Annotated in this window: 13 protein-coding genes and 1 tRNA gene; 1 reads left to right on the forward strand and 13 read right to left on the reverse strand. The window is 59.3% G+C overall.

Annotated elements, in window-relative coordinates; genetic code table 11:
• Positions 1-34: 34 nt before the first annotated feature.
• A complete protein-coding gene (locus C1711_RS04275; protein WP_102337945.1) occupies positions 35-658 on the forward strand; it encodes a flavodoxin domain-containing protein in 624 nt (207 codons plus the stop codon).
• 66 nt (positions 659-724) lie between these two features.
• Here C1711_RS04275 and C1711_RS04280 read toward each other — a convergent pair.
• From C1711_RS04280 to holB, 13 genes are all read right to left on the reverse strand, one after another.
• Positions 725-800 (reverse strand) — tRNA-Thr (locus tag C1711_RS04280).
• Between the two features lie 154 nt (positions 801-954).
• Positions 955-1761, reverse strand: a complete 807-nt coding sequence (locus C1711_RS04285; RefSeq protein WP_102337946.1) for a purine-nucleoside phosphorylase — start codon at positions 1759-1761, stop codon at positions 955-957.
• 183 nt (positions 1762-1944) lie between these two features.
• Positions 1945-3132: a hypothetical protein gene (locus tag C1711_RS04290; protein WP_102337947.1), complete on the reverse strand. Its 1188-nt coding sequence runs from the start codon at positions 3130-3132 to the stop codon at positions 1945-1947.
• A gap of 114 nt (positions 3133-3246) precedes the next feature.
• Entirely contained in the window at positions 3247-4332 is a 1086-nt protein-coding gene (locus tag C1711_RS04295; protein WP_102337948.1) for an isocitrate/isopropylmalate dehydrogenase family protein, read from the reverse strand.
• Positions 4333-4334: 2 nt separating this feature from the next.
• Positions 4335-5030, reverse strand: coding sequence for a hypothetical protein (locus C1711_RS04300; protein ID WP_102337949.1), 696 nt, complete (start codon positions 5028-5030; stop codon positions 4335-4337).
• A 6-nt stretch (positions 5031-5036) separates the two neighbouring features.
• On the reverse strand, positions 5037-5483 hold the full coding sequence (locus tag C1711_RS04305) for a hypothetical protein (RefSeq protein ID WP_102337950.1): 447 nt from the start codon (positions 5481-5483) through the stop codon (positions 5037-5039).
• A gap of 5 nt (positions 5484-5488) precedes the next feature.
• The gene (locus C1711_RS04310; protein ID WP_102337951.1) at positions 5489-6661 is read right to left on the reverse strand and encodes an NAD(P)-dependent oxidoreductase; all 1173 of its coding nucleotides are present in this window, start codon (positions 6659-6661) and stop codon (positions 5489-5491) included.
• 66 nt (positions 6662-6727) lie between these two features.
• Positions 6728-7654, reverse strand: coding sequence for a DegV family protein (locus C1711_RS04315; protein WP_102337952.1), 927 nt, complete (start codon positions 7652-7654; stop codon positions 6728-6730).
• A gap of 74 nt (positions 7655-7728) precedes the next feature.
• Positions 7729-8313 (reverse strand): ribosome hibernation-promoting factor, HPF/YfiA family, encoded by a 585-nt coding sequence (gene hpf, locus C1711_RS04320; RefSeq protein ID WP_102337953.1) that lies wholly within the window; start codon positions 8311-8313, stop codon positions 7729-7731.
• A gap of 304 nt (positions 8314-8617) precedes the next feature.
• On the reverse strand, positions 8618-9649 hold the full coding sequence (locus tag C1711_RS04325; protein WP_159060049.1) for a substrate-binding periplasmic protein: 1032 nt from the start codon (positions 9647-9649) through the stop codon (positions 8618-8620).
• A 429-nt stretch (positions 9650-10078) separates the two neighbouring features.
• Positions 10079-10726 carry a ComF family protein gene (locus tag C1711_RS04330; protein ID WP_234346229.1) on the reverse strand — a complete coding sequence of 216 codons (648 nt, stop codon included), beginning with the start codon at positions 10724-10726 and terminating at the stop codon, positions 10079-10081.
• A gap of 336 nt (positions 10727-11062) precedes the next feature.
• A complete protein-coding gene (locus tag C1711_RS04335; protein ID WP_102337955.1) occupies positions 11063-12667 on the reverse strand; it encodes a PSP1 domain-containing protein in 1605 nt (534 codons plus the stop codon).
• Positions 12667-13836 carry a DNA polymerase III subunit delta' gene (holB, locus tag C1711_RS04340; protein ID WP_102337956.1) on the reverse strand — a complete coding sequence of 390 codons (1170 nt, stop codon included), beginning with the start codon at positions 13834-13836 and terminating at the stop codon, positions 12667-12669. The genes C1711_RS04335 and holB overlap by 1 nt, the downstream gene beginning before the upstream one ends.
• Positions 13837-13909: the final 73 nt, after the last annotated feature.

The raw sequence follows: 13909 nt of genomic DNA on the forward strand, positions 1-13909 counted from the left end.
GAACAGCAAGCCACCATGCCCGAAAGGTGTACTCATGGACGAAGTTACAAACGAGCTCAAAACCGTCATTCTGTATCGTTCGAAGCATCACGGCAACACAAAGAAGCTCGTCGACGCCGTGGCAGCTGCACATCCCGAAATTACCGTGATCGACGTCGCCTCGCTGGGCAAGCGGGAATATCCCGACCTCTCCCCCTACCACATCATCGCGTTTGCATCGGGTATCTATTACGGCAAATTCGATGCGGACATCCGTCGCATTGCCGAGGAGTGCCTGCGTGACGGCGATAACGTAATCGGGTTCATTACCTATGGAGGCAACGATAAACACAACGGCAGGGAACTCAGCGGCATCTGCCGTCTCAAATTCGCCAATCTGCTGAGCGTCTATGGATGCCCGGGGTTCGATACCTACGGACCGTTCAAGTTTGTGGGCGGCATGAACAAGGGCCGTCCCAACGAGGAAGATATCGCGGGCGCGGTTGAGTTCTACGACCGCATCGTAAAAGACTACGGACAGATTTTCCTAGACGAGCGAGCCAAGCGTGATAAGCGTGATGCCTATAACCGAGAGCATCCAACGGGCGGACTGATCGCTGGCATCAAGCGTTCGGCCAGGAAGCTTGCGGGAAAACGCAAAGATAGCGGCAAAGAATAAAGACGCGAGAAAAGCCAGCAAATGAAAACAGGCCACCGGGATTTCCCGATGGCCTGCGATTTTTAATGGAGCCAGCGACCGGGCTCGAACCGGTGACCCCCGCTTTACGAGAGCGGTGCTCTGCCAACTGAGCTACGCTGGCGACTCCATGGTGGCTACGAGCATGCCCGTGCCAACGAGTGACTATGGTACGTGGAAACGTCTCGTTGTGCAAGTATTAGCTGCGCAGTGACGAAAAAACCTCGTACCGAAGTGTTGAGGAGAAGCAACGAAATCGCGTCTGCCTCAACGTGCCCTTACTGAGCCATACGCTTCAAGACACCCAGCACGATTGCACGCATGGTCTCCGCCGCACGTTCGGCAACCTCAAGCACCATCTCATGGCTGTTGTCGGGACGACCCGCCTGGTTGGTGACGAGCGTCACACCCAGGACCTCCATGCCCAGCGCGCGAGCCATAATCGTCTCGCACACCGTGGACATGCCCACGTAATCCACGCCAAAACCTGCGAGCATGGCAATCTCCGCCTGCGTCTCATACGACGGGCCGAGCATACCCGCATACACACCCTCAGCCAGCTCAAAGCCGGCCTCGGAAGCAGTGTCTTTCGCCAGGTCGCGCAGATAGGCGGAGTAGGCACCCGCCATGGGGACAAACGGCTCGTCGAGCCCTGCCGCGGCAACACCCTCGGCGTTATCCAGCGGGTTGTGCCCCGTCAGGTTGATTTGATCGGTGATGACACCCACCGTACCGGGTTTCACATCGCGCACGGCACCCGAAGCGCACCCCAGCATGATGCTGCGGCATCCCAGCTTGTGCGCATGACGCACGAGCGAGGTCACCTGCAGGGCGTTATAACCCTGGTACAAATGCACACGGCCGGGATACACAACCACGGGCACGCCATCGAGCGATCCCACAAGCACCTCATAGCGATGGCCCGCCACGGGAATCGCCTCGTCGGGGAAACCGTCGATGTCGGCATACGGAATACGGCGCACCACACGGACGCGGTCGGCCAAGGCACCAAGGCCGCTACCCAACACGATGGCAACGGGATGTTCCATACTGGGTTTGCAGAATTCAACGAGCTTTTCGTCCATGAGAATGCCCTTCTTCCCGTTCCCGTGCAGTTTGTCGAAACAAGCCCACCTGCCTAGCAGGCATACCTGCTCAAGTAGGCACTGCCACACGAGAACCGCTCAAACAAAATGAGCGCGGAAGGATAGCCCTCCCGCGCCCTTCATGAACATTCTAGCCGATGCGCTGCACGTGCTTGGCACCCATTAGGCGAACAGCCCGTACAAAGACAAGTTCGTCTTGGCAAACAAGCCATTGACGTATTCGGTCCAAGCCTCATTCGCCACGGAACTCTCCTCGGAATATGCCTGGTAGGCAATGTAGAAAGCGGTTTGGGCCTGTTCGTACGTCGCGGTTTCGCCCGTAAAGGCGTTGTCCGCGAAAACCTGGGCGTAGGAGCTGCCCTCATCCGCCCAAGTGCCGGCCTTGGCATCCCATGCATCGCCCGCAAGATCGATGATGTACTGAGCGTAAGCCTCCGTGGCTGCAGTCTCGTCTCCGTCCTCGGGCTCTGCTGGCGCAGTGGGAGGCACCGGGGAATCCGCAACAATGGAGTTGTAGAGCTTCTGAATGAGCACCTGCTCCCTGAGAACCACCTTCACCTGATCCTCGGTCATGCCATACTGCTCGCCAATCGACGCAAAATCAGACATACCGAGCGTTTGCTCGGCAGCCGCCGCGAGCTCATCGTCGTCTGCCGTCATGCCCTTGGCCTCGGCATCGGCAACCAGAATCTGATTGCGCACATACGAGAGAATGACTTCTCCAGAAGGAGCCGAATACGTGCCATCCTCATGCTGCGCCGCTTCGATGCTGTACTGGCTCTCAATGGCCTCGCGCGCGGTGACCTTGTGCTCGGCACCGTTGTACGACCAAGTTGCCACGACGGCATCGAGCTGATCATCGGCGAACGTCGCGCTCGCGAGGCCCTTGGAACCAAAACCGCCCGATCCGATGAAGTAACCGATAACGGCGGCGATCACGACAGCAATCACACCACCGATCAACAGCATTTTCGAACGCTTTTCCGGAGCTGCATCGTCTTCGGCATCATCGTCGAGGTCGTCCTCGTCCTCGACGGCAGCGTCCTCAGCTGCGTCCTCGGCTGCGTCCGCATCGTCCATGTCATCTTCAGCGTCGTCGTTCGCGTCGTCCTCGGCATCCTCGTCCTCGACAACGACCTCGTCGACCTCGCTCAAAAGCTCCGGGTCGGCCTCAGTCTCAATATCGCCCTCACGCGCGGCGGTCGTGCCCGAAATATCCTCAGCGGTGGCGCCCTCATGCAACTCGACGTCAAAAACCTCGGAATCGTCGTCGGGACCCTCCCCGCGACCGATTACCTCGATTCCATCGATATAATCCTTGTCTTCGTCTTTCTTTTGAATCAAGCCCATATCAGCTCTCCTTCAACGCGGTCAATCGCTCGTAAAAAGAATACGCCCCCAACGGGACGTATTCACTTATGACTCAGTTAACTTTTCCGCCAAACGCCCTAAAAACGACATCCCCTACGAAAGGTGTGCGATAACGGCGTCGGCAAACTCCTGCGTACCGACAGCACCCTCGGTAGAGCCCGTAAGCGCGCGCTTCACGTCGCCCGTCACCTGCGTGCCCTCCGCAAGCGTGGCGCGAACCGCCGCGCGAATGCGCTCCGCAGCATCGCCCTCGCCCAAATGGTCGAGCATCATGGCCGCGGATAGAATCTCCGCGGTGGGATTGGCGATACCCTTGCCCGCAATGTCGGGCGCAGAGCCATGCGTCGCCTCGAAAATGGCCGCGTCAGCGCCGATATTCGCACCGGGTGCCATGCCAAGGCCGCCCACCAGACCGGCGCACAGGTCACTCACGATGTCGCCATACAGATTGAGGCATACGAGGACATCGAAGTCATCGGGGTTCTGCACCAAGCCCATGCACGTGGCGTCAACGATCTTGTCGTTGAACTCGATGTCGGGATAGCGCTCGGCCACCTCGCGGGCAATGCGCAGGTACAGACCGTCAGTCGCCTTCATGATGTTGGCCTTGTGCACCGCCGTGACCTTTTTGCGCCCGCAGCGACGTGCATACTCAAACGCGTACTCCACGATGCGGCGCGAGCGCGCAATGGAGATGGGCTTGATGGAAATGGCGGAATCCTCGGCAAACGGCTTTTGACCAGAACGCTTTACGAGCTCGTTGAGCTCCGCAACCTCTGCTGCGCCCTCGTCAAACTCGATGCCCGCATACAGGTCCTCGGTGTTCTCGCGCACAATCACCAAGTCGACGTCACGATAGCGCGAACCGTCACCCGGTTGCGACAGACAGGGGCGCACGCAGGCATACAAATCGAATTCTTTGCGCAACGCAACATTCACGCTGCGAAAACCCGTTCCCACCGGCGTGGTGATGGGGCCCTTGATGGCAACCTTGGTCGTGCGCACGGCGTCGAGCACATGCTCGGGCAGCGGTGTGCCAAACTCATCCATCACACCAGCTCCGGCATTCTGAACGTTCCAGTTGATGGAAACGCCGGTGGCCTCGACCACGCGACGCATTGCCTCGGTAATCTCAGGGCCGATACCGTCACCGGGAATCAGTACAACGTCATGAGTCATGGCTACTCCTCGTCCTCGTCGAGCTCGTCCTCTTTCTTCACGCGCATGCGCCTCTTCGGACTCTCGAGTTTGAAGCGCTTGACCAGCGCATCATAAATCTCGCGCGAGCGAACGCGCAGGTAGTTGCCCTTGCCGTTCTCGGCATCGAACTGCAGACGGCCTGCAAGCTCACCTGCGACCGTACCGGCAATCTGCCCGTGCGCAAACGTGTACAGAAAACCGAGCATGTCGCGATACTCAAGGTCACCATGGAAGCACTGAATCGCCTCGTCGAGAATCGGCCACACCTTCTCGGAACGGCGACGCTCGGTTGCACCCCATACCGCGAGGAAGTGGAACGCAGAAAGACGCAGCGGCGCAGACAGCTCGTCAAACAGGGCCGCCTCGGCACCCTCAAATGCCGCACCGCATGCCTTTGCCTGCTCAGGGGCGAGCAGCGATAGGGCGTCGAGAACCTCCCAACGGGTCTGCGCCTCGGGTCGATACAGCGCATCGATCAGCTGATCGATATGCGGAACAAGAAGCTCGGGCTCGCGCTGGGCAAGCAGACTGACCGTGCGTGCGGAAAGCTGACGCGTGCGACGACTGGAATGGGACAGATCGTCAATGAGGGCAGACAGAGCGTCGGCACTCTCGGTCACATGTTCCAAACGCTCGGCTTCTTCGGGGGCGAGGTTGTTCGTGATCTCGTCGGACATAAGGTGTTACCTGTTACCTTTCTCGCTCGTACTCGCGGTATTCGTTGCAGAACCCTGTTCATCTACAGAAATAAGATCGGGTCCGGATTCACCCGTCTTGCGGCGACGACGTGCCGCCTCTCCCGAGCCCTTCTCGGCCGTCTGGCGATGGCGACGGTTGATGTTCATGAAGTTATCGACCCATTTCCAAGGGCCGCTCGACTCGCCAAACGTCATCTTGAGGCCCGTGATATAACCCGCGAGCAATCCAATCAGCGTGACCTGCACCATCAGCGCGGGAATGAGCGCCGTGGCAAGCACCACCATAACAATGCCGCCGATGTTGGCAGCCCAATAGGCCTTCGCGGTAATTGCCCAGCGCTTGCACAATTCCTGACCGATGAAAAAACCGATGTAGATGGCAAAGCAGAAAACCAGGGCATACGTGATGATAAAAGCCCAGTTAGCCGGCATGCGAGCTACTCCCCGTGGTGGTGGCCGCAGCGGCACTCATGATCGCCGTCGTGATGACCATGGCCGTGACCACCACAGCACTCATGGTCCTCACCATGGTCGTGACCGCACTGGCACTCATGGCCCTCGTCACCATGACCGTGGCCATGATCGCCGCAGCACTCGTGCTCGCCACCGTGATCGTGGTCGTGGCCACAGTGGCACTCGTGCTCTTCGCCATGGTCGTGGTCGCAATCGCACTCCTCGTCGTGCTCGTGGGCGGCGGTGTACAGCGACCAATCCAGGCCGGCGGCAACCGCATCGGCCTCCTCCTGATAAAGCAGCGTGATGGCCTGCGTACCGAGCTTGCCGCCTCCGATTGCCTCGAGCATGTCATACAGCGTAAAAGCGGTGTCTGCACCGGGAAGGGCGATCTCGCGCTCCTCGGCAACGGCAAGTGCAAGACCCAGGTCCTTGAGGAAGTGCTCAACCAGGAAGCCGGGCTTGTAGTCGCCCTCGAGGCTCTTGGGGGCAAGCGTCTGCATGGCACCGGTGCTGCCCGTGCCGGAGCAGATCATCGAGCGCACCTGCTCAACATCCAGGCCGTTTTGCTGGGCAAATGAAAGCGCGTCCGCCATGCCCACCATGGAGCTCGCAAGCGCGACCTGGTTGGCGAGCTTTGCGGCCTGACCCTTACCGGCGCCGCCGAAGCAGAAAATCTTCGAGGTGAAGGTCTCGATGACCTCGCGAACCGGCTCGAGGTCGCGCTCGGTAGCGCCCACGATGGCGGTCAGCGTGCCGGCGATGGCGCCGCCCTCGCCGCCCGTCACGGGACAGTCAAACGCATGCTTACCGCTTACCTCAGCAGCCTCGGAAATATCGCGTGCAAGCTCGGGAGCACTCGTCGTGAGGTCGATCAGGTACGCTCCATCCTTGACGGTCGCCAAAAGACCATTGCCCGCCAGATAGATTTCCTCAACATCCGTGGGGAAGCCGACCATGGTGAACACCACGTCGGCATCGGCGGCAGCTTCAGCGGGCGAATCGGCCCACGTGGCACCCTTGGCAAGCAGGCCCTCGGCCTTTGCCTTGGTGCGGTTGTAAACCGTCACCGGATATCCCGCGTCCAAAATGTGCCCCGCGATGGGAGCGCCCATGATCCCTGTTCCGATAAATGCGACGTTGAGTTTGTTAGACATGTGTTCCCTTTCCACGGGACTTGTATGACAACGTATGGTTTGCGCCCTGCACTCGCGGCAAAACGGTTACTCGCCCCGCACACGGTTAGCGATACGATCGGTCAGCGAAATCTTCTCGGCGCGGTTATTGCCCCAGAACGCAACCGCGACCATGCCGGGACCGACGTGCGATCCGATGGTCGGGCCAACCGAGCTGCGCAGAATGGTGACATTCTCATTTCCCAGCTCTTTGCGAATAGCACCTTCGAGCCAATCGCAATCCTTCTCGGCATCCGCCCCCATCACAAAAACGGGCAACGAAGCGTCGTGGGCATAGTTATCGGCAAAGAGTTTGACAAGTGCCTTAAGAGCCTTTTTACGCCCGCGATTCACACCGATCAGCGAAAGCGAGCCCGCAAGATCAAACGAGAGCACCGGCTTGATCTCGAGCTTGGACGATAGCGACGCCGCCGCAGGAGGAATGCGTCCGCCCGCAGCCAGCGCGTCCAAGTTATCGAGTGAGAAGTAGCCGTGGATGTAGGTCTTTGCCTCATTGGCCCAGTCGGCGAGTTGCCTTGCGGAAAGACCTGCAGCGCGCTGACGAACGGCTTCCATGGCAAGCATCGCTCCACACGTGCTCGGAAGTGCGTTATCAACCACATAGAGCTCGAAGTCGGGATGGTCGGCACGAACCTGATCGGCCGCCTGACAAGCGGAGTTGTAGCTCGAGGACAATGCGCTGGTAAAGCACAGGTACACCGTGGGCGTTCCCTCCACGGCGCACTTCTCAAAGAACTCCAGGTAGGTCCCCAGCGACACTGCGGACGTGGAAGCCTTGGCACCAGCGCGAAGTTTGTCGTAAAACTCCTTGGGCGTTATCGACGTCCAAATATCGTCGGTGAATTCCTCGCCATCGAGAATGTAGGGGAACCCCAAAATATCAACATCGAGCGTTGCAGCAAGTTCAGGCGTAAGGTCGGCACAGGTGTCAATCACAATACGACAACCGCTCATTGCATCTCCTCAAGCAAAGCAACGGCCGCCCCGCACGGGACGGCCGCCATCCAAATCATGCGTAACCGTTTATTTTACTCGCCTTCGGTCTCCAGTTTGGGCTTGATAATGCCATATCCACCATTCTTACGGTGATATACCACATTAATGAGACCCGTGGTGCTGCTTTCGAAGACGTAGAAGTCGTGACCGAGCAGGTCGGTTTGCACGAGCGCCTGTTCCTCGGTCATGGGGGTCAGCTCAATTTCCTTCACACGGACGAGCTGGTTGTCCTCTTCCTCGGGAATCAGCAGATCGGCAAGGTCCTCAACCGGCTTGAACGACACCATGTCGGAAGCGGAGGCACCCTGCTGGCGATTGTCAACGACCTTGGTCTTGAACTTGCGAAGTTGGCGGGTCACCTTCTCGGCTGCCAGATCAATGGCGGCATACATGTCGGCACCGTGCTCAGCCACGCGAATCACAGATCCACGTGCGCGGACCGTGACTTCCACGATGGCGGGATTGGGGTTGGACGGATTTTTCTCATAACGCAACACGACGTCGGCAGTCATCGGCTCGATGTCGAACACCTTAAGGGCTCCACCGATTTTCTCGTCTACATGGGCGCGCAGTGCATCGGTAACGGTTGTCTTGCGACCAGAAACCTTGATATCCATCGTGGTTCCAATCTATCCGGGGATAGGACTCTATTCATGTTGTACCCAAGATGCAGAAGCTCACGCATCACAATGGCGGGCATCCGTTAGGAGGGCATCATGTGCCAGTTGCGGAATTGTCGCTCAAACATGCGCTCCATTGTAGTAAAGCGCTATTCATCCCCTCCCCTACCAGCGCCTTTGCAATTCAAAACAAAAGGGGTGACGCGCAGTTACGCACACCACCCCTTCAAGTTCGCCACGAAACATCGACAATCGGACACACGAATCGCTGTTGCCGAGATGCGCCTCGCAACCTCAACTGCTAGTCGATGGAGTTTATGTCACCGCTTATGGTGTAATCGTCCTCAGACGACCCGCCTTCAGTGCCGTTTTCGTCAGTTCCCTCGGTACTCTCGCCATCCGCACCCTCGTCCCCGGCAGGCTCCTCCGTTTCGGAAGTGAGCACGATGCCCGAAAGCAGTGAGTCGGCAAGGTTCAACGGCGTGACACCATACCAAAGCGCGTGAATGGCCTCGAGGATTCCGCCGTCGACCATATCGCCGAGCGTTTCGTCCAAGGCGGCTGCCAAAACGGTATTCTCACTCGAAAGGGCAATTCCATACGAAGACACCGAGGAGATCGTCCCCACAAACACCACGCCCGGATAAGCGCGCGCAAGGTACGAACCTGCTGTGGCATCGCAAGCAACGTACTTCGCCTCGCCGCTGTCGAGCGCCTCAAAGCACTTGTTCACGTTCTCGCAAATCTTGAAATCGGCATCGACGCCGGCGCGCAACAGCGCGTCCTGTGACGCGGAGGCGTCCTGCACGGCAATCGTAGCACCCGAAAGCCCTTGAACGGTCAGCGTGGGCACCTCGTTAGAGCCATCAGCGGTCTTGGCAAAAATCGCCGAACCATTGTCGAGCAGCATTCCCGTAACGTCAATTCCATCTGTTGCATCGGAGGCCTTGGCGCCAAAGAAGAGGTCCGCCTCACCCTTGCCTACAGACGATTCAGCGTTCGAAGCGGAAACAACCTTGAGGTTCAGGCCAAAGCGCTCAGCAAGGGCAAGGGCGACATCGGCATAGTAGCCGCTCGGTTTGCCGTCGGCATCGGTAAGCGCCTGCGGAGCATTGCTCGAGTCCATGGCAACGGTGAGGTAACCATCCTTTACCAGATCGGGAGACGAAAGCATCGGGTCGACGGGATCGGGCTTGACCTCCGCACGGCTCGGCGTGGTAAATGGCGTTGTAAAGGCGCAGCCGGAAAGCCCAACCACAAGCGCAAACGTGCAAATGCACGCCGCAATCTTCGAAATCGCCGTCCTCACGTCAACCTTCATGCCCGCGACCATTGTTGCCGTACTCCTCATCTTCGTTGTGCCGCATCGACACAGTCTGGCATCACGATGCGCGCCCGCGCGAGAAAGCACGGACGTATGTATGTTCCCCCAGCTGACCTGGTTTTTGACCCCACACTTGCGCACTGGGACGTTTGCTCCGCCACCGCGATGGCTTCACGACTAGCCCGCTCGCCCGCGAGGCGGTATTGCCTCAAAAAAATAAAACGAGCGGTGCGACTGACTTCTAGGACGCGCCATGATCGCCCTCGCGCGCACGCGAAGACTTACGTGGATCCCTTTGACCGCGTCTGTCTTGGACTAGGGAGAGCGCTCACAGCAAACGCCACGAAAAAGCTCGCCCGCAACCACAGCCTGGAAGGAACTAACGGAACAGTATACCGCAGCTCATAATGGGTTGTATTAGATTCGACCAATCGAAAACTATTCACCCCACACGCGGGCAAAAGCGAGGACGTCCACGTGAGTAGCTCCCGCAAGTTTGAGGACGCGTGCCGCTGCTGATACTGTTGCGCCCGTGGTAATCACATCATCGAGCAGCAGAAGGCGTTTGCCTCGCACCAAATCGGGCGCCACGACAACGTAAACACGTTGCGACTGCTCCATGCGCTCTGCACGCGAAAGCTCGCGCTGATCCGCATGACCCCGCTTTGCGAGCACGTCGAGCAAGGGGATTCCCGACTTCCTTGCAAACGCGCGGGCCACAAGTTCCATATGGTCGAACCCGCGCCTCCGATATGCAGCGGCGGTAACGGGAACAAACGTCACGGCATCTAGCTGCGACAACAACCCGCCATAACGTGCGGGGTCCTCATGCTCGGCTGCGCGGGCAGCGGTAAACATCGTGCTCGCGATCTCCTGTGCAAGCCGCTGCTCTCCCCCGTCCTTATACGCGCGCACAATGCGTGAAGGCGGCCCCTCGAATACCGTGGCGGCCAAACAGCGATCGTGTGCCAGGTCAATTCCCTCGCACTCCGTGCAGAGCAGCGATCCAAATGGCGCGCCGCAGCGTACACACGCTTGCGTTGGATCAATTGTCACCATGGCATCGCGGCACTTCTCGCAAATCAACTCTCCTGGTCGCTCGCATGATGCGCAGCGTGTGGGCGAAAGCAATTCTGCCACCGCCGTGTAAAGACGATCCTTGAGCGCTCGATAACATGAGCTATTGCCAAGTGAACCCCGGTCTGGACATCCTCTTGCGTTGAGCTTAAACCGCCCAACTTCGGACGCAGCACCTTGCTCGACCTCAAATGTTGCTTCGGGCCGTCTTTCTCCCTTGCCCAACACAGCTCCCCCTCGCACCTAATGCCAATCTCAAACAGTATGAAAAAGCCCTCCCCCGCATCATGGCGAGGGAGGGCTGCAGTCTCTGTTAACTGGCAAGCCTGTGGGCGGCGGCGTCATCTACTCCGCCGAAGGGGCGGCGTCCGAGCCACCATCCTGCTTGGGCTTGCGGTTCCTGCGACGGCGGCGCTTCTTGGGCGCGGCGTCATCTGCAGCGGGCTTGGGTTCAGAGGCAACGTTCGCACGGGCGCCGCCACCGTCACCGGGGCGACGACGCGGTGCTCCCCCGCCATCGCCAGGACGACGGCGTTGCACTTGGACTTCGCCATCGGCCAGCTGCTCGGCAACGGAACGCGTGTCGGAGCGATGCGAGCGGGTGCGACGCGACAACTCGTTTGCCTCTTCGCTCTTGGACGCAGCATTCGCGGTGGTGTGACGGCGGCGACGACGCGTTCCCTGCTCAGAATCGACAGAACGGTCGACTGCAGTTGAAGTGGGACGAGCCTCCTCCTGCTCAGGCGCAGCCGCACGACGACGGCGACGGCGCGAAGAGGATGGAGCCTCGTCAGTATCGGCGGTGCGCTCATTGCGCTGCGTACGGGTATTGCTCTGCAAGCGGCTCTGCTTGCCCTGACCCTGATCCTTGCCGGAGCCCTTACGGCCGCGACGACTGCGACCGGAACCGGAAGCGGACACATCCTCATCGGACGTACGCTCTTCGTCGTCCACACGACGACGCGGGGCAGACTCGCTCGGCATGATGCGATCGAAGGAGCTCAGGCCATCGCCCACGTCCACGCCGTTCTTACGATCGAGCTCCATGAGCGCGAGCGCAAGCTCGGGAGACTCAAGGCTCTCAAGCACGTCACGCGTCACGCAGTCGGGGCGGCACGCACATTTCTGCTGTTCACAGCGTTCTTTGTTCTCATCCGTGCAGGTCATGTCCGCCAGGCTCACGCGGAACACCTTACCGCTTTCCAAACGTAGGATAAGCTGCTCACGCGGAGTATCAAACTCCATGATGCGCGCCTTACCCAGCGGCGTATCGATGAGCGTCTTCTTTTTGGGCGCACGGCTCTTGAAGTCCTTGTACGCCTCGAACTCGTAACGCAGGCAGCACATCAAGCGCCCGCACACGCCCGAGATCTTGGCGGAATTGAGCGGAAGATCCTGCTCCTTGGCCATGCGGATGCTCACCGGCTCGAACTGGCCGCCAAAACGCGTGCAGCACAGCTCCTGACCGCAGGTGGCATAGCCTCCCTGCAGGCGCGTTTCGTCGCGCACGCCGATTTGACGCATGTCCACACGCACGTGGAAGAACGCAGAAAGGTCCTTTACCAGCTGACGGAAGTCCACGCGATCTTCGGCGGCAAAGTAGAACACGGCTTTCTCGCCACCAAAGAGATACTCCACGCCCACGGGCTTCATCTCGAGCCCGTTCTTCTCCACCAAACGGCGGAAGTCAAACATGGCGTCTTCGCCCGCATCGGCCAGGTCATCGGCGCGATCGAGATCGACTTCGGTGGCAATGCGGACAACGGGTTTGAGCGGAGCCGCGAGCTCCTCTTCCTCGACCTCAAACGGGTCGGCCGTCACCAAACCGATCTCGGTACCGCGCTCGGTGGAGCAGATGGCGTAATCACCTTCCACGATGTCGAGATCGCGCGGGTCAAACCACAGCTCATGTGCGGCAAACGAAAATTTGACAGGTACAACTACGGGCATTACAGCGCCTTCCTGATATCGAAGAGCATGACCTCGATGGCCAGCTGGGGGGTAACGTTTCGCGCGATGCGCCACTCGGCGGTTTTGACCGCGTCGAGTGCGTGAAGAACACCGGCGGTTGTGGTGCGCGCGCACATACGCTCGACCACGTCGGCCACATCCTCGTTCACAAGCTCGCTTTGCGCTCCCTCAAGCTGTACCAGCACGTCACGCAGCAGCGAACGAACACTCGCCAACGCTTCCATGATACCCGAACGCTCGCGCGCGGAAAGTTCGCGCTTGTTGCGATCTTCAAGTTGCTTGAGTGCTCCACGAGACAAATAGTCCTGGTTCTGCTCCAAAATGGCCTTTTGCGTGGATTCAACCTCGGCAAGCGGGGCGTGAATTGTGAGCATGAGTTCTTTGGTCGTAGCCAAGATGTCCGCCTCGTCGGAATGCGCGAGCATATCCACCGCGCGGACAACGGAACGACGGGCCTCCTGTCTGTCGGCGCTCTTGAGAAACTCGATGGCGCGTGCGGAGCTGCCCGCTACGGAGAAGGCCATACGGCACCTTTGAGCAGGCAAACCTGTAGCGCGTTCCACCGCCTTGACCGCCTCATGCGTGGAAAGCGCGCGGAACGGCACGCATTGGCAACGCGAGACGATGGTGGGGAGCATGCTGTCGGCATTGGTACCCAACAGGATGAACGTCACGGTCGCAGGGGGTTCCTCGAGCGTCTTGAGCAGGGCGTTTGCCGTGTTGGCACGCAGCTGCTCCGCACGGTCGATAATATAGACCTTGCGCTTGGCGCGAATCGGCGCAAGCGCAACGTCCTCAAGCAGCTCACGCGTCTGGGCGATGAGGTAACCCGTCGCAGACTCGGGCGCGAGATAATGTACATCCGGATGCGTATGGCGGGAAACACGCTGGCAGTGGTCGCAGGTGCCACAGGCGGGTGAGGGACTCGCGCCGGATTCGCCGCCGACGCCCGACGAAGCTCTGTTTTCACACAACAGAGCCTGGGCGAGTGCCCAAGCGGCGTCAAGCTTGCCTGATCCAGGTGCGCCGAGAAACAGATAGGCATGGCTCGTGCGCCCCTGTGCCACCGCACGGGCAAGAAAGTCGCGTACGCGCGGCTGCGTGGAAAGCTGGCTCAGCAGACTCTTATCCAATCCGGCATTGTTCACGAACGCACCTCCTTTTGCATCTCAGAGCGCATCGATACATAGCGGCAACAGGGCTATCATACTCGCACAAAAT

Source organism: Collinsella provencensis, from assembly GCF_900199705.1.
Classification (GTDB): domain Bacteria; phylum Actinomycetota; class Coriobacteriia; order Coriobacteriales; family Coriobacteriaceae; genus Collinsella; species Collinsella provencensis.